14 protein-coding genes are annotated in these 16,498 nt (G+C 75.3%); 6 read left to right on the forward strand and 8 right to left on the reverse strand.

Annotated elements, in window-relative coordinates; genetic code table 11:
• Positions 1-89: 89 nt before the first annotated feature.
• The 6 genes from moeZ to ACRAS8_RS12230 all read right to left on the reverse strand — a co-directional run bounded on the left by moeZ (position 90) and on the right by ACRAS8_RS12230 (position 8,777).
• Positions 90-1,268, reverse strand: a complete 1,179-nt coding sequence (gene moeZ / locus ACRAS8_RS12205) for an adenylyltransferase/sulfurtransferase MoeZ (RefSeq protein WP_438485948.1) — start codon at positions 1,266-1,268, stop codon at positions 90-92.
• A 342-nt stretch (positions 1,269-1,610) separates the two neighbouring features.
• Positions 1,611-2,570 carry an NAD-dependent epimerase/dehydratase family protein gene (locus ACRAS8_RS12210; protein WP_438485949.1) on the reverse strand — a complete coding sequence of 320 codons (960 nt, stop codon included), beginning with the start codon at positions 2,568-2,570 and terminating at the stop codon, positions 1,611-1,613.
• A 43-nt stretch (positions 2,571-2,613) separates the two neighbouring features.
• Positions 2,614-4,002, reverse strand: a complete 1,389-nt coding sequence (locus ACRAS8_RS12215) for a hypothetical protein (RefSeq protein ID WP_438485950.1) — start codon at positions 4,000-4,002, stop codon at positions 2,614-2,616.
• 238 nt (positions 4,003-4,240) lie between these two features.
• Complete coding sequence (locus tag ACRAS8_RS12220; protein WP_438485951.1) at positions 4,241-6,034, reverse strand: DUF3492 domain-containing protein; 1,794 nt, start codon at positions 6,032-6,034, stop codon at positions 4,241-4,243.
• A gap of 249 nt (positions 6,035-6,283) precedes the next feature.
• Positions 6,284-7,759 carry a DUF3152 domain-containing protein gene (locus tag ACRAS8_RS12225; RefSeq protein WP_438485952.1) on the reverse strand — a complete coding sequence of 492 codons (1,476 nt, stop codon included), beginning with the start codon at positions 7,757-7,759 and terminating at the stop codon, positions 6,284-6,286.
• 7 nt (positions 7,760-7,766) lie between these two features.
• Positions 7,767-8,777: an alpha/beta fold hydrolase gene (locus tag ACRAS8_RS12230; protein ID WP_438485953.1), complete on the reverse strand. Its 1,011-nt coding sequence runs from the start codon at positions 8,775-8,777 to the stop codon at positions 7,767-7,769.
• Positions 8,778-8,928: 151 nt separating this feature from the next.
• Here ACRAS8_RS12230 and ACRAS8_RS12235 point away from each other — a divergent pair, with 151 nt between their 5' ends.
• The 4 genes from ACRAS8_RS12235 to ACRAS8_RS12250 all read left to right on the forward strand — a co-directional run bounded on the left by ACRAS8_RS12235 (position 8,929) and on the right by ACRAS8_RS12250 (position 10,850).
• Entirely contained in the window at positions 8,929-9,153 is a 225-nt protein-coding gene (locus ACRAS8_RS12235) for a hypothetical protein (protein ID WP_438485954.1), read from the forward strand.
• 148 nt (positions 9,154-9,301) lie between these two features.
• The gene (locus ACRAS8_RS12240) at positions 9,302-9,943 is read left to right on the forward strand and encodes a TetR/AcrR family transcriptional regulator (RefSeq protein ID WP_438485955.1); all 642 of its coding nucleotides are present in this window, start codon (positions 9,302-9,304) and stop codon (positions 9,941-9,943) included.
• A 139-nt stretch (positions 9,944-10,082) separates the two neighbouring features.
• Complete coding sequence (locus ACRAS8_RS12245) at positions 10,083-10,310, forward strand: DUF3107 domain-containing protein (protein ID WP_438485956.1); 228 nt, start codon at positions 10,083-10,085, stop codon at positions 10,308-10,310.
• Positions 10,311-10,559: 249 nt separating this feature from the next.
• Positions 10,560-10,850, forward strand: coding sequence for a hypothetical protein (locus ACRAS8_RS12250; RefSeq protein WP_438485957.1), 291 nt, complete (start codon positions 10,560-10,562; stop codon positions 10,848-10,850).
• 9 nt (positions 10,851-10,859) lie between these two features.
• Here ACRAS8_RS12250 and ACRAS8_RS12255 read toward each other — a convergent pair whose 3' ends face one another.
• Positions 10,860-11,597: a ferritin-like fold-containing protein gene (locus ACRAS8_RS12255; protein ID WP_438485958.1), complete on the reverse strand. Its 738-nt coding sequence runs from the start codon at positions 11,595-11,597 to the stop codon at positions 10,860-10,862.
• Between the two features lie 316 nt (positions 11,598-11,913).
• Here ACRAS8_RS12255 and ACRAS8_RS12260 point away from each other — a divergent pair, with 316 nt between their 5' ends.
• Positions 11,914-14,310 (forward strand): DEAD/DEAH box helicase, encoded by a 2,397-nt coding sequence (locus ACRAS8_RS12260; protein WP_438485959.1) that lies wholly within the window; start codon positions 11,914-11,916, stop codon positions 14,308-14,310.
• 158 nt (positions 14,311-14,468) lie between these two features.
• Positions 14,469-15,335 (forward strand): alpha/beta fold hydrolase, encoded by an 867-nt coding sequence (locus tag ACRAS8_RS12265; protein WP_438485960.1) that lies wholly within the window; start codon positions 14,469-14,471, stop codon positions 15,333-15,335.
• A gap of 43 nt (positions 15,336-15,378) precedes the next feature.
• Here ACRAS8_RS12265 and ACRAS8_RS12270 read toward each other — a convergent pair whose 3' ends face one another.
• Positions 15,379-16,305, reverse strand: coding sequence for an NYN domain-containing protein (locus ACRAS8_RS12270; RefSeq protein ID WP_438485961.1), 927 nt, complete (start codon positions 16,303-16,305; stop codon positions 15,379-15,381).
• Positions 16,306-16,498 lie beyond the last annotated feature (193 nt).

Consider the following 16,498-nt stretch of genomic DNA (forward strand, 5'->3'; position numbering starts at 1 on the left):
TGCGGAAGGCGCCGGTCCGTCGTCGTACGGACCGGCGCCTTCCGGCGTCAGGAGGCGGCCGCGCCGCTCAACAGGCAGGCCAAGACGGGCTAGTAGACCGGCTTCTCCGGCTCGACGGTGTTGACCCAGCCGATCACGCCGCCGCCGACGTGCACCGCGTCGGAGAAGCCCGCGGACTTCAGGACCGCGAGGACCTCGGCGGAGCGGACGCCGGTCTTGCAGTGCAGGACGATCTTCTTGTCCTGCGGGAGGTCCTGGAGGGCGGTGCCCATCAGGAACTCGTTCTTGGGGATCAGGCGGGCGCCGGGGATCGAGACGATCTCGAACTCGTTGGGCTCCCGGACGTCGATGATGTCGATCTTCTCGTCGCCGTCGATCCACTCCTTGAGCTGCTGAGGAGTGATCGTCGAACCGGCCGCCGCCTGCTGGGCCTCCTCGGAGACGACGCCGCAGAACGCCTCGTAGTCGATGAGCTCGGTGACGGTGGGATTCTCGCCGCAGACCGCGCAGTCGGGGTCCTTGCGGACCTTGACCTGACGGTACGTCATCTCCAGTGCGTCGTAGATCATCAGCCGGCCGACCAGCGGGTCACCGATGCCGGCGAGCAGCTTGATGGCCTCGTTGACCTGGATGGAGCCGATGGAGGCGCACAGCACGCCGAGGACGCCGCCCTCGGCGCAGGACGGCACCATGCCCGGCGGCGGGGGCTCCGGGTACAGGCAGCGGTAGCAGGGGCCGTGCTCGCTCCAGAACACCGACGCCTGGCCGTCGAAGCGGTAGATGGAACCCCAGACGTACGGCTTGTTCAGCAGCACGCAGGCGTCGTTGACGAGGTAGCGGGTGGCGAAGTTGTCGGTGCCGTCGACGATCAGGTCGTACTGGGCGAAGAGCTCCATGACGTTGGTGGAGTCCAGGCGCTCTTCGTGGAGGTTGACCGTGACGTACGGGTTGATGCCCAGCACCGTGTCCTTGGCGGAGGCGGCCTTGGAGCGGCCGATGTCCGCCTGGCTGTGGATGATCTGGCGCTGCAGGTTCGACTCGTCGACCTCGTCGAACTCCACGATGCCCAGGGTGCCGACGCCGGCCGCGGCCAGGTACATCAGCGCGGGCGAACCCAGGCCGCCGGCGCCGACACACAGCACCTTGGCGTTCTTCAGCCGCTTCTGCCCGTCCATCCCGACGTCGGGGATGATCAGGTGGCGGGAGTACCTGCGGACCTCGTCGACGGTGAGCTCCGGAGCGGGCTCGACCAGGGGTGGCAGCGACACGGGGACTCCGTTGATCGGTCTCGATGGGCTTCCCCCGCCCCGGCCGGAACCGGGAGCGGCGGAGAGGGTTCTCTCCGTAACACTGCCACGCCCTTCTTCATTCCGAGACACCCGGTCCGATGCGCGAGACGAAATCGTCCCAGCAGCCGGGCAGCGCCTCCCGGGCACCGGCGGGCCGCCCGCCGGCGGGCCGCGACGCCGGTTCCGGGTGTCCCGACAACGAGTGTCCCAGTAAGCGGACAGCCGTCTCACGGGCACCCGTCTCACGGAAGCGCGCGACGGTCGGCGGGGGCGTGCCCGGAGTCGTCGGCAGGGGCGGGTCCGGCGTCGGGAGCCGGGTGCTCAGATACGGCACGCCGCCTCCATCCAGATGTCGGCGAGGGACTCCTCCAGGACGATCCGCGGCCGCCAGCCGAGCCGGTCGCGGGCGGTGCGGACGTCGGCCTGCTGCCAGGTGCCGCAGCCGTCCGGGTACGGGTAGGCGGTGGGCGGCGCGCTCCCCGGGTGCCCCTCGGAGGCGGGGGCCGGGATCACCAACCGGGCGGGCGGGGAGTCGAGTTCGTGCAGCGAGCCGCCGAACCCGGCGACCCTGGCGAGCACCGCGGCGGCCTCCCGCAGCCGCACCGCGCGTCCGGTTCCGATGTTGACCACGCCCTGGGCGGCGGACAGCGAGGCGGCATGCACCGCTCGGGCCACGTCCCGGACGTCGACGAAGTCCCGCTGCACGCCCAGACCGCCCAGCTTGAGCTCGTTGTCCCCGGACTGCATCGCGCGCCGCATCGCCTCGGCGAGCCGCCCCAGCGGCGACCCGGCCGGGGTGCCCGGCCCGACCGGCGAGAAGACCCGCAGCACCACGGCGTCCAGCCCGGAGCCGAGCACCAGCTCGGTGGCGGCCAGCTTGCTGACGCCGTACGGGCCCCCGGGGCGCGGCACCGCGTCCTCGGCGGTGGACGAGCCGGGCTGCGAGGGCCCGTACTCGGAGGCGCAGCCGAGGTGCACCAGGCGGGCGCCGCAGCCGCTGCGGCGCAGCGACTCGCAGATGGTGGCGACCGCGACGGTGTTGTGCCGGGTCAGCTCCCGTGCGCCGCCGCGGGTGGTGCCCGCGCAGTTGACGACCACACCGGGGTGCACCGCGTCCAGGAAGCGGGTGAGCGCCCCGGGGCTGCCGGTGGCCAGGTCGAAGCGGACGTCGGCGTCGTCTCCCCGGCCGAGGGCGGTGAGCTGGACGGCGGGGTCGGCGAGCAGGCGGTCGGCGACATAGCGGCCGAGGTACCCGTTGGCGCCGATGAGCAGCACCCTCATCGTGCGGCCCCCCTGCGCGCGTGCCGTGTGGTCGGGTGGACGTTCATGTGTCGACTCCTGATCGGGATCGAGGGAAGCGGGCCGATTCCTCCGGCTCCGGGCGCGGGTCCGGCGTCCGCCTCTGAGGGCGGGAGCCAGGTGGGGAGTGGGGTCCGCGGCACGGGGGCCGGGGGATACGGGGCGGCGGCATCGGGGCACCGCCCCACGGGGAGCGGGGGGTACGGAGGTCTGTACGGGCGGCGGGCAGGTGCGCGCACGCACCGGTGAGCGCCCGCAGCCCGTGGACGAGGAGGCCCAGTGCGGCGGCCGTACACGCGGCGACGGGGACCGCGGCCGGTCCGGCGGAGCCGACCAGGGCCTCCACCGGGGCGCCGAGCGGCGCCCATCCGGGGAGCCGGGCGGTCAGGACGAGGGCCAGGGCCACCGCCTCCAGGGCCGCGGCGCTCCCCAGGCCGGCCGCGGCGGCCGCCGGGAAACCGTGGACCGCGAGCAGCCGGGCGAGGAAGAGCAGCACCGCCAGGGCGGCCGCCGCCGGGACCGCCCACCGGCCGCCGGGGCTCCCCGTGCCGCCGACCGTACCGCCGAGCAGGAAGTGGGCGCCGGCGGCCAGCGCCGTCGCGGCGACCAGGAAGAGCAGCGTCGCGGCCACGAGCAACGGCCGTACCCGGGAGGCGAGTTCGGCCAGGCCGCGGCTGGCGGCGACCCGGTGCCGGGCGCGCCGCGCGAACCAGTGGGCGCAGCCGGCGGCCGGGGCGAGCGCGCAGGCCAGCGCCACGGCGGTGGCGACCGCCGCCCGTGGGGGCGGGCCGGGCACATCGGGCCCGCCGGAGAGGAGTTGCGCCAGCAGCCAGTCGCCGAGGACCGCGTACGCCACCGTCCAGAAGGCCGCCGTCACCGCCGCACGGGAACCGGGGCCGCGCCACAGCCGCAGCGGCCCGTGCCGCAGGGCCAGCCGCAGCGCGAGGACGGTCAGCAGCAGCCCGGCCGCGTCAACTTCCGCGAGAAGACGCGGTGTTGGCGCCAGGACCGAGACGTGGGCGGCGACCGTGGCCAGGGCGAGGGCGCCGGGGAGCAGCTGCACCGCGCCGCGAGCGGCCCGGGAGCGGGGAGCGGGCGCGGGGTCCGGTGGCTCCGGGTCCGGCTCCGCGGCGTCCGCCGGCTCCTCCGGCGTCCGGCACTCCGGCCCGTCGGCGCGCGGGACGCGGGCGTAGAGCTCCTCCGCCAGGGAGAAGACGTCGCGGTGCCGGAAGCGGGCGGCGGCGCGGTCGGTGACGCCGTGCGCCTCCAGGCCGGCGGCGATCTCCAGCGGGTCCACCGCCCGTTCGCACAGGGAGCGGTGACGGTGCATCAGGATCTTGACGGGGTCGGCCGGGCCGTGCCGGCGGAACGGCCGGGCGGGCGGGGCCGCGGTGCCGCTCTCGGGGGCGGTCATGCGCGGTCTCCTCTCCCCCGGGCCCGGGGACAGCCGCCGTCGGCGCGACGGCGGCGGAAGGGCAGCGGACGGCCGGTGCGGGGTGCCCGCCGGAGGCGCGGACGGCCGCCCGTCCAGGCCCCGGACCAACTCCCCTCGTGTGCCACATCCGTCATCCCCGTCACCAGGGCCGCACCCACGACGCCCGTCGCGCAGAGCACATCCAGCACGGCAGTCACCACTGTCGCCTCCCTCACCCTCACCGCATCTGCCCGGCGGCCGGTTCGCCGGCCGCCCCGTGTCGCGTGCGCCGACCCCCTCCGGCCGGCCCGTCCGCCCGGTCGGCGCGTTCGCCGCGTTCGGCACGTTCGGCGCGTTCGCCGCGGGCCCAGCTGGGGGTGCGGGCAGTGCCGGCCGGGACCGGCCCGCCGGGGACCCGGCGCTCGGCGGGCCGGGCGAAGGGCCGCGGCACCCCGCCCCCGGCCCCCGCGCCGCCGCGCCCCGCCGGGGCGTCCGGCGTCTGCGCGATCAGCTCCAGGTAGATGCCACGAAATGCCGCGATGTTCTGCTCGACGGTGAAGAGTTCGAGGGCCCGGGCGCGGGCCGCGGCGCCCAGCCGGGCACGCCGCTGCGGGTCGGTGAGCAGCGCCCGGCAGGCGTCGGCCAGCGCGCGGGGGTTGCGCGGCGGCACCACCAGGCCGGTGCCGCCGATCACCTCGCAGACCGCACCGGTGTCGGTGGAGACCGTGGCGCGGCCGCAGAACATCGCCTCCACCAGGGAGCGCGGGAATCCCTCGACGGCGCTGGAGAGCACCACCACCGCCGCGGAGGCGAGGACGTCCGCCGCGGTGGGCGCGGCGGGGCCGCCGATCTCCTCGAAGCTGACCGGGTTCTCCCCGGCGGTGCGGGCGTCGGCGGCCTCGTCGGGGAAGAGCTGGGCGGCCAGCGCCCGGCACTGGGCGCGGTAGGCGGCGGCCTCCGGGTCGGCGCCGAGGCCGCCGACGATCCGGAGGGTGGCGGCGGGGACGTGCTTGCGCAGGGCGGCGAAGGCGTGCAGCAGCCCGACGAGGTCCTTGTCGGGGGCGATGGCGCCGGTCCACACCAGGGTCGCGGAGTCGTCCGGCGCGGCGTCCGGGACCGCCGCGAAGGGGCGCGCGTCCATGCCCGGATGGACCGTGCGCAGCCGGGCCGGGTCCGCGCCGCAGCGCTCCTGCCAGCGGCGGGCCCGGGCGCCGCCGGCGGTGATCAGCGCGGCCCGGGCGTAGGTCTCGGCGGCGAGGGCGCGGTGGAAGGCGGCGAGCAGGGCGCGGACGGGCGCGGGGCGCGGCACGGCGGGGTGGGCGAGGTAGTGCTCGCGCAGCCGCACCTCGTGCTCGGTGACCAGCAGCGGGGTACCGAAGAAGCGTTTGGCCAGCAGTCCCGGGAGGGCGGCGGGGCCGGCCGCGGCGGCGTGGCAGAGGTCGACCCCGGCGAGCCCGGCGTCGCCGTACCAGTCCAGGGAGAGCGGACGCAGCGCCGGTTCCAGCTCCGCGGCGGCCGCCAGCAGGTCCGCGACCTGCGCGCCGCGGACCGCGGACGGCGCGCCGGGACGGTGGCAGACCGCCTCCAGGGCCCGGACCGCGGCCTCGGAACGGAGCAGGGCGGGCAGCGGGGCGCCGTCGCGGGCGAGGTCGGCGAGCCCGTAGAGACCACTGGCGAAACGGTCCGCCTGTCCGTCCGCGGCAGCCCCGGCGGCGGTCGTCCGCTCCCCCGCCGGCAGCACCGCGCAGGCCGCGACCAGCTCGCCGAAGTGCTCGGCGAAGCGGCGCCGGGCCCGGCGGCCGCCGGCCCGCCGGTGTGCCGCCGGGGCCTCGCCCCACAGCGGCGCCCGGCCCGCGAGCCGGGCGTTGACCGGCAGCGCCACGGGGCCGCGGGCGTCCTGGCGGGGGTCCGTGGTCAGCGCGTGGAGCGCGAAGTCATGGCCGGCGAGCCCGCGTACGAGGCGTTCGCACCAGCCGTGCGCCTCACCGGACGCATAGGGATAGCCACCCTCGGTGAGCAGTCCAATGCGCACGACGGCACCCCCGTCCTCCCATATCGGCGTCCTGGCGCGGCACGACCCCCGCCACCTGCAGGAAGAAGCTACGCAAAGGGGCAGCTCGCGCGATGGACGGTTGTCCATCGCACCACCGGAAGGGGTGAACACGCGTGACTTTCCACCCCTCGGGGCGTTTCGACGCGCTATGGGGCCGTTGGGCCGGGCTGGTCCGGCTGCCCGCCCGGCACTATCCGTCCGACGCCGGGCGCCCCGCCGCTCCCGGGCTCAGTGCCCGGTCGGATACGGCCAGGAGTTGGGCCGGCAGGTGACCCCGTCCGTGGTGAGGAACTTGGTCTGCTGCATCATCACCGGCGCGAGTGCGCCCTGCCGCGAGCAGCCCTCGTGGTTGTGGCCGAGCCGGTGCCCGACTTCGTGGTTGATCAGCATCTGGCGGTAGGCCAGCATCCTGTCGGGGCCGTAGGTGGCGGCGCCCTGCGCCCACCTGTAGGCGTTGATCATCACGCGCTTGGTGAGCGCCGAGTCGCAGGAGACGTTGTCCTCGGTGGTGTCCAGGCCGGACTTGGCGCACCACTTGGCGGTGGTCCCGGGGCTGGCCAGCGAGATCACGAAGTCCGCTGCGCCGGAGCCCACCCGCTGGAAGGTCCGCCGCCCGCCGTGCGCCCAACTCCGGTCGTCGTTGAGGGTCTTGTGCACCGCCTCGGCGAACAGCGCGCCGTCCAGCGGCAGTCCCTCCTCGACGTCCACCCGATAGCGCACCACCGTGCCGTGGCCGGGCGCCGCGGCGTCGCCGCCGACCGGCCGGAAGCTGCCGCCGGCGGTCAACTGCGGGTCCAGCGGGAAGACTTCGGCCATCCGCGTGGCGTAGTCGGCGGGCTTGGCGTCCCGGCCGCCCCGCGTCTGCGAGCGCGACGCCTGGTCGGTGCCGCCGTCGGACCGGTCGTCGCCGCTGCGGGCCTGCGGACCACCGTCGTCCCGGCGCTGGTCGGCGACCTGGCCCGCGATGACGGCGGCGAGCGCGGTGGTCACCGCCGCGGCCGCCGCACCGGTGAGGGTCCGCGCCCGGTGCCCCTTGCGGGCGCCCCGCGGCCCGGGACCGGCCGCGCCCCGGCCGCCGGCCGGCTCCCCGGCGCCGCCCGCGGACCCGTCGGCACCGCCCGCGGGCCGGACGGCCTGAGCTGCGAAGGCCCCACCGGAGACACCGTCGGGGAAACCCGCGGCGCCGCCGTCCGGCGCTCCGGCCGGGGAAGCGGCATCCTCCGTGCCCCGCGCGGCCGACCGGTCCGCCCCGGCGCCGGGCTCGTTGCCCTTCCCGCCACCGCTCCCGCTCCCGCCCCCGTCGAACGCCTCCAGGTACTCCGGGCGCGGCCCCGGGTCGTCCGCCGGGGAGACCACCGGCACGCCGAACGCGGGCGTACCGAACGCGGGCGTACCGGCGGCCGGAGTGTCGATCGGGGTGCCGAAAGGCGGCGTGCCGGATGCCGGTCCGCCGGGCTCGGCGGCTCGCGGCCGGGGGACTCTCGGCGCGGGCGCCGCGGGCCCGCCCGGCGGCGGGACCGCGCCCCAGGCACCGCCCGGCTCGCGCTGCTCGGGATGGCCGCCGCGGACCGCTGCGCCGCCCTCCGGCGGCCCGGTCACCCGGCGGCGGCGCCCCGTCCCCGGGGTGTGCGGTGTGCTGCCGGTGGTCTCAGCTGTCTCGGGGGCCGGGCGCGACCGCTCGCCCCGGCGGCTGTGTCGTCCCACGGGGCCGTCAGCTCCCGGTCCCGGCCGGCCGGGTCGCGACGGAGTCGACCAGGTCGCGGACGGCCCGGGCCACAGCGTCGGGATACTCCATCATCGCCACGTGCCCCGCCTCCGGAAGTGTCAGCAGCCGTGAGCCGCGGAACGCCGCGGCCGCCCGCCGTGCCATCCGGACGGAGACCAGGCGGTCGCGTCCACCGTAGACGAGAAGCGTGGGCGCCAGGACCCGTTCGGCCTGACGCCACAGACCGTGCTGCCCGCCGAGGGTGTAGGCGTTGACCACGCCGCGCGCTGAACGCTCCATCACCTCCCAGAAATACGGGAGTTCGAGCCGTCGGGCGTACTCCTCGACGGCGGACTCGAAGCCTTCGGGGGTGATCCGGGCCGGGTCGCCGTAGCAGAGCGCCAGCACCTCGCGGGTGCGCTGCTCGGGCGTCCAGTCGCGGGTGAGCCTGCCGAACAGCCGGGCCACGCCGGGGACCGCGAGCAGCGCGGTGGGCACCGCCGTCCGCTGCGGGCGGAGTTCGGGCAGCGCGGGCGAGATCAGGGTGAGGGTGCGGACCAGGTCGGGGCGGAGCGCCGCGACCCGGGTGGCGGTGGCGCCGCCCATGGAGTTGCCGAGGAGGTGGACGGGGCCGCGGCCGGCCGCGTCGAGGTGGCGGATGACCGCGCGGGCCTGTGCGGAGATCGAGTAGTTGCCGTCGTCGGGCGGCGGCGACTCGCCGAAGCCGGGGAGGTCGATCGCCTCGCCGGCCAGCCGGTCGGCGAGCAGCGGCATCAGCGCCGACCAGTTGCGGGACGAGCCGCCCAGGCCGTGGACGTAGAGCGCCGGTTCGCGGTCCTTCCCGGGGGCGCCGTCCGGCTGCGCGGCCGGGCTGCGGACCGCCATCGTCAGCCGAGGCGGCGAGCCCAGCGACACCCAGTCGACCATCTCGTCCGCGGGGCCCGGGGCACCGGGTCCGGCCGGCGGCACCGGGAGGGCGGCGGCGGTCGCGGTGTCCGGCGGCTCGGTCGAAGACATGCTGTCGATGTTACGAGACGATCACGCCCCCGATTGTGTGTTCGCGGTCACACACCGCATCGCGCTGGCGCAACCGCTCTCCTAGGCTCGTAGCTAGAGCGGCCGCCCACGGCGGGCCACGGCCCCGGAAAGCATCGGAAAGGGAGCCATCATGCGCGTCGACCCGACAGACCCTGACACCTTCGAGGAGGCCGCCGAGACCTCGGACGCCGGCCCGTTCGACGTGGAGGCACCGGAGGCCGATGCCGCGGAGCAGCACGCCGACCTCGCGCCGCGGCGCGACGAGACCGTGACCGGCGGCGACGACTCGGCGAACGAGGCGGACCGCGCCGAACAGGCCCGGGTCGTCGAGCTCAACGAAGACGAATACCGATGACCTGGGGCGTTATGTCGGCTTCGGCGAGAGGCGCGGGGCGGAAAATCTCGCCGCGGACCGCACACAGTCCCGTTACCCAAAAGTACGATGACGGCTGCGGTGGGCCATCTTGTACGGCCCGCGAACGGAACGATCACTGGGAGGCAGCGTGAGCGCCATCGAGCAGACCGAGGCGGCGCGCCCGCGGGGCACACGCCTGCCACGCCGAGCCCGGCGCAACCAGCTTCTGGGCGCGGCCCAGGAGGTCTTCGTCGCCCAGGGCTACCACGCGGCCGCGATGGACGACATCGCCGAGCGGGCGGGCGTCAGCAAGCCGGTGCTCTACCAGCACTTCCCCGGCAAGCTGGAGCTCTACCTCGCCCTGCTCGACCAGCACTGCGAGGCGCTGCTGCAGTCGGTGCGCACGGCGCTGGAGTCGACCACCGACAACAAGCAGCGGGTCGCGGCCACCATGGACGCCTACTTCGCCTACGTGGAGGACCCGGGCGGCGCCTTCCGGCTGGTCTTCGAGTCGGACCTGACCAACGAGCCGGCCGTCCGCGAGCGGGTGGACAAGGTGTCGCTGGAGTGTGCCGAGGCGATAAGCGCGGTGATCGCCGAGGACACCGGGCTCTCGCGGGACGAGTCGATGCTGCTGGCCGTGGGCCTGGGCGGGGTCTCCCAGGTGGTGGCGCGCTACTGGCTGTCCTCGGAGAGCCAGGTGCCGCGGGAGACCGCGGTGCAGCTGCTGACGTCGCTCGCCTGGAAGGGCATCGCGGGATTCCCGCTCCACGGCAGCGACACACACTGAGCGTGTTCGCTGCTGGCGTGGTCCGTGACGTCCTGTCCGTCCCCGCACCGGGCTAATGTGTGCTGCGTACCGCGCGCCTGGCCGCGCACCCTCCCCCAGCCGACGCTGGGGGACCCGGATCATCGGAGGGACAGAAGCCGTGGAGGTCAAGATCGGCGTGCAGCACACGCCCCGCGAGATCGTTCTGGAGAGCGGGCAGTCCGCCGAGGAGGTCGAGCGCGCGGTGAGCGAGGCGCTGACCGGCAAGGCGGAGCTGCTGAGCCTCACGGACGAGCACGGCCGCAAGGTCCTCGTCGCGGCGGACCGGCTGGCCTACGTGGAGATCGGCGAGCCGAGCATCCGCCGGGTCGGCTTCGGCGCGCCCTGAGCGGCGGCCCGCCGGCGCACCGGCGCCGGCACTGAGATCGACACAGGGCGGCGGCCCGGGGACTTCACCTCCGGGCCGCCGCCCTGTTGCCGTTCCGTCGCCCGGATTCCCTTGCCCCGCGGCCGGACGGGGGCGCACGCTGACCGGACAAGCGGGCCCCGCCGGAGGGTTGCTGCCGGCGGCCCTTGGGTACGACCGCCTACGACCGATTTGTTTCTTTGATCGGCCTCGTCAGCGGGAGGGAACAGCATGATCTGGGAAGCGCTCGGCGCCGTGATCGTCGGATTCGCCATCGCCGTGTCCGCGCGGCGCTGGCTGCCCGAGCGATTCCCCTCCCGCACCCTGACGCTGGCCACGGGCCCGGTCGCGGCGCTGCTCGGCGCGCTGCTGACCCGCTCGATCCTCGGCCCCGGCCATCCGGTCCAGGTGATGGTCGCCGCCTGCGCCGTGGGCTCCGCGCTGCTGTCGGTGCTGGTCCGCCCGCCCCGCCGCCGCGTCCGCCGCCCGGCCGCCCCGCTGAAGGGCCACCGGACGGCCTGACCGCCGGCTTCAGGCCGCCAGGCCCAGCGCCGCCATCCGCTTGGTGTGCGCCTCGGTGATCCGGGAGAACATCCGGCCGACCTCCGCCAGGTCGAAGCCGTCGGCCACCCCGCCGACCAGCATCGTGGAGAGCGCGTCGCGGTCCGCGACCACCCGCTGGGCCTGCGAGAGCGCCTCGCCCATCAGCCGGCGGGCCCACAGCGCCAGCCGTCCGCCGACCCGCGGCTCGGCCTCGATGGCCGCCCGGACCTTCTCCACCGCGAAGGTGGCGTGGCCGGTGTCGTCCAGCACCGCGAGCACCAGGTCGCGGGTGTCGGAGTCCAGCCGGGCCGCGACCTCGCGGTAGAAGTCACTGGCGATCGAGTCGCCGACGTACGCCTTGACCAGGCCCTCCAGCCAGTCCGACGGCGCGGTCTGGCGGTGGAACTCGTCCAGCGCCGCGGCGAACGGCTCCATCGCCTCGTTGGGCTCCGCCTCGATCTCGGCGAGCCGGTCCCGCAGCCGCTCGAAGTGGTGGAATTCGGCCGAGGCCATCTTGGCGAGTTCTGCCTTGTCGTCCATCGTGGGGGCGAGCTTGGCGTCCTCCGCCAGCCGCTCGAAGGCGGACAGCTCGCCGTACGCGAGGGCGCCGAGCAGATCGATCACGGCGGCCCGGTACTGCGGGTCGGCGGATGCCCGATCCCAGTCCTGGGCGGCGATTCCGGTGTGTTCCTGGGCGTCGGCAGCGGCGTTCTCAGGCGTCTCCATGACCGGCACAATAGCCCGCCCGAGGGGCCACGGAAGGCCCTGGTCAGCCATGGCCCGGTCACCCGTCGGTGTGATCGCCGGGAGCGGTGCGGCGCGCCGTGATGAATTCCTCACTCATACACGCCTTCGGATTCGCGGGCGACATCCGGGGTACAGTGCTAAAGGACCCGCCGAGTATCGGTGGGTCGTTCCACGAAAGCGGATGCCCGGTCGGTGGCCCGATCGGCTCCAACCGACCGCCCTCCCCGCGGCGCGTACGCGACGTGCGCACAGCAGGAGGGACACCGCTCGCGGCAGGAGTGCCTGAGCGACGGCAGTGGTCCCGCGCCGACCGGCCCCGACGGGCCGGCGCCGTACGAACCCGTACGACGGTGCGGTACGACCCCCTCCGCCGCCTCCCGCCGCGTCTCACAGAAGAGGCAAGACTCTGTCTACGACGTTCCGCGAACTCGGGATCTTCCCCGAGACCGCCGAGGCCCTGGAAGCCGTCGGTATCGTCCACCCCTTTCCCATCCAGGAGCTGACGCTCCCCGTCGCCCTCTCCGGCAACGACGTCATCGGCCAGGCCAAGACCGGCACCGGCAAGACGCTCGGCTTCGGCCTGCCGCTGCTGGAGCGGGTCACCGTCCCCGCCGACGTCGAAGCCGGCCGGGCCACGCCCGAGCAGCTGACCGAGGCGCCGCAGGCCCTCGTGGTCGTGCCCACCCGCGAACTGTGCCAGCAGGTCACCAACGACCTCCTGACCGCCGGCAAGGTGCGCAACGTCCGCGTCCTGGCGATCTACGGCGGCCGGGCCTACGAGCCGCAGGTCGAGGCGCTGAAGAAGGGCGTCGACGTGGTCGTCGGCACGCCCGGCCGGCTGCTCGACCTCGCGGGCCAGAAGAAGCTCAGCCTGGCCCGGGTGCGCACCCTCGTCCTGGACGAGGCCGACGAGATGCTCGACCTGGGCTTCCTGCCCGACGTCGAGAAGATCATCCAGCTGCTGCCGGCCAAGCGCCAGACCATGCTGTTCTCGGCGACCATGCCCGGCCAGGTCATCTCGCTGGCCCGCCGCTACATGTCGCAGCCGACGCACATCCGCGCCACCGCGCCGGACGACGAGGGCGCGACGGTCGCCAACATCACCCAGCACGTCTACCGCGCGCACTCCCTGGACAAGCCGGAGATGGTGTCCCGCATCCTCCAGGCGGAGGGCCGCGCGCTGGCGATGGTGTTCTGCCGGACCAAGCGGACCGCCGCCGACATCTCCGACCAGCTCACCCGGCGCGGCTTCGCGGCCGGCGCGGTCCACGGCGACCTCGGCCAGGGCGCCCGCGAGCAGGCGCTGCGCGCCTTCCGCAACGGCAAGGTCGACGTCCTGGTCTGCACCGACGTCGCCGCCCGCGGTATCGACGTCGAGGGCGTCACGCACGTCGTCAACTACCAGTCGCCCGAGGACGAGAAGACCTATCTGCACCGCATCGGCCGCACCGGCCGGGCGGGCGCCAAGGGCACCGCGGTCACCCTCGTCGACTGGGACGACATCCCGCGCTGGAAGCTGATCAACAAGGCGCTGGACCTGCCGTTCGACGAGCCGGAGGAGACCTACTCCACCTCGCCGCACCTCTACGAGCAGCTCCACATCCCCGCGGGCACCAAGGGCGTGCTGCCGCGCGCCGAGCGGACCCGCGCGGGGCTGGCCGCCGAGGAGGTCGAGGACCTGGGCGAGACCGGTGGCCGCGGGCGCGGCCGGCGGTCGGGCCGGCCCGAGCAGGAGTCCCGGGAGGAGTCCCGGCGGACCCGGACGCCGCGCCAGCGGCGCCGGACGCGGGGCGGGACCCCGGTGGACCAGCAGGCCGGCGCGCCGGAGGCGGCGGTGGACGCGGCCGAGGGCAACGCGGACGCCACCGCGCCGCGGACGCCCCGGCGCCGGCGCCGCACCCGGAGCGCGGTGGCGGCGGCCGCCACCGAGGGCGTGGTGGCCGAGGCCCGCGAGGCCGCGGCCGAGGCGGTCGCCGAGGCCGCCACGGTGCCGGCCCCCGCGGCCGGCCCGGACGCCGAGGCCGCCGAGGCCCCGGCCGCCAAGCCCCGCCGGCGCCGCACTCGTGGCGCCGCCAAGGCCGCGGCGGACGCCGTGGAGGGCGCGGCGGCGGAGGTGACCGAGGCGGCGCCCGCGGCCGAGGCCGCCGTGGCGACGGCCGAGGGCACCGAGGCCCCGGCCAAGCCCAAGCGCACCCGCAAGCGGACCGCTGCCAAGACGTCGGCGCCCGCCGCCGAGGTCGCCGAGGCCGCCGTGGACGCGGCGGCGAGCACCACCGTCGCGGACGCCGAGGCGCCGGCCAAGCCGAAGCGCACCCGGACCCGTAAGGCGGTCGCCGCCAAGCCCGCGGTCGACGCCCAGGCCGAGCCCGCGGCGGAGGCCGCCGTGGCGAGTGCCGAGGGCACGGACGCCGCCCCGGCAAAGCCCAAGCGGACCCGTAAGACGGCGGCGGCCAAGACCACCGCCGCCAAGTCCGCTGCCGCCAAGACCGTCAAGGCCGACACCACCGGCGGGGAGGCCAAGGCCCCCGCCAAGCCGAAGCGGACGCGGAAGACGGCCGCCGCCAAGGCCGCCGAAGCCGCCCCCGCGGAGGCGGCGGACGGCGCGGAGGCCGCCGCGGAGAAGCCCAAGCGCACCCGCAAGCGCACCGTCAAGAAGCCGGAGCCCGCAGCGGCACCGACGACCGCGAGCTGAACCGGTCCTCCGGTCTTCCGGCCCGACGGCAGTTGACGACCCGGCCCCGCCTCGTGCGGGTGCCGGGTCGCCGGCGTTCCGGGCCCCGCTCCCCGGCGTCCCGGGCGGCGCCGGCGTCCCGGACGCGCACTCCCCGGCCGCCCCGATAGCCTCGCCCCATGAGCAGGCCGCCCACCCTCACACTGCCGCCGTGCGCCCGTGCGTACCGGCTCGACACCGAACGCGGCGCGTTCGCCGTGCACGACGCCCGGCCCGACGGCGCCCCGATCGGCACCGCCCTCCTCGTCCCCGGCTTCACCGGCAGCAAGGAGGACTTCATCGCCCTGCTGGCCCCGCTCGCCGCGGCCGGGTTCCGGGCGATCGCGGTGGACGGCCGCGGACAGCACGAGACCCCCGGGCCGCGCGACCAACAGGCTTATGCACAGCCGGAGTTGGCCCGGGACGTACTGGCCCAGGCGCGGGCCCTGGCGGGCTCCGACGGCAGCCCGCTGCATCTGCTGGGGCACTCCCTCGGCGGGCTGATCACCCGGGCCGCGGTGCTGCGTGACCCGGCGCCGTTCCGTTCGCTGACCGCGCTCAGTTCCGGGCCGGCCACCGTCGACCCGTCGCAGCAGACCCGGGTGCGGATGCTGATCGACGCGCTCGGCACGATGAGCATGACGCGGGTGTGGGAGGCGATGCGGGCACTGGATCCCCCGGAGGCGGCGGACGACACGGTGCCCCCGGAGATCGCCGGGTTCCTGCGGCGGCGCTGGCTGAACACCGTCCCCGAGCAGCTGATCGCCACCGGGGGGCAGATGCTGGCGGAGCCGGACCGGGTCGCCGAGCTGGCCCGTACCGGCCTGCCGGTCCACGTCGTCTCCGGATCGGTCGACTACGCCTGGCCGCTGCCGCTGATGGACGCGATGGCCCACCGGCTGTCGGCCCGGCGCACGGTCATCGAGGGCGCCGAGCACTCCCCCAACGCCGAGCGCCCGCACAAGACCGCCGAGGCCCTGGCCGGTTTCTGGAGCGAGGTCGGCTAGGCCCGGCGGGCCCACTTCTGGCCGGATCCAGTGACGCCGTCGGCTAGAAGCGCCCCTGGACGTGGTCCCAGAACCCGTCGCGCAGCACCCGCCGCAGATCGGCGTGGCCGCGCAGCGAGTGCCGCAGCAGCGCCTCCGCGGCGGTGAGCAGTTCCTGGTCGACGCTGCCGGGCAGATACGGGTGTCCGGGCAGCAGTTCGGCCACCCAGGCCGGGCCGCGCTCCGACAGCCACTGGGCGGCGACCCGCGCCCCCACGAAGCGGACCTCCTCGCGGGTCGGCACCGGCCCCTCGCCGGCGCCGGGCTCGGCCCCCTCGGCGGCCGTCCGCCGGGTGACGTACGGCTTGCAGAAGTCCAGGTCGAAGGTGCGCGCGCTGTCCACCTCCCACATCAGCGGTTCGGCCTGGTTGCGGCCGGCGGGGGCCTCGATACCCCACAGGTGGACCCGGGCGCCGTAGCCCTGGGCCGCCTCCACCGCGGAGACCAGGTCCTCGTCGCCGCCGATCAGGACGGCGTCGGTGATCGCCCGGTGCCGGGCCAGCGACTCCAGGTCGGTGCGGATCAGCGAGTCGACGCCCTTCTGCTGGTTGTGGGCGTTGAGGTTGCCGAGCCGGACCTTGACGTCGGGGAGTTCGGCGATCCGCTGCTGCTCCTGGGTGTGGATGCGGCGGCGGGCGCCGTCGTACCAGTAGACCCGCAGCAGCCGGCTGTCCGGGAAGATCGTCCGGGCCTTGTCGATGAACGCCTCGATGAGGGCCTCGGCGTCCAGCTCGAACGCCCTGCGGTCCTCCGTGCCGGCGACCAGCCGCCCGGTGGCGGCGTAGACGTACCCGGCGTCGGCGAAGACGGCATGGGTGGAGGGGGTGGTGGCCACCTCCGCCAGGACCCGGGTGAGCAGCTCGTTGGTGCGCTCGATGCCGGCGGCGAGCGTCGCGAGGTCGGTGGTGCCCGGGGGCGGGAGGTCGTTCATTGCGGGGTCCATTGTCCCGGCGGGCGCACGGCCGGCACAAGCAGCGGTGCTTGCCGCACCGACAGCGGTGCTTGCCGCACCGCATCGCTCAGACCGTGCATTGCTTAGACCATGCAAAATTTTCCTTAGCGTAGGGAATCATTTCAGCTGTAGGCTCGTTGTTCCCTGTGGAACGTCCGGCAACGAAGCCGGC

It is taken from the genome of Streptomyces sp. S186 (genome assembly GCF_051603415.1).
Classification (GTDB): Bacteria; Actinomycetota; Actinomycetes; order Streptomycetales; family Streptomycetaceae; genus Streptomyces.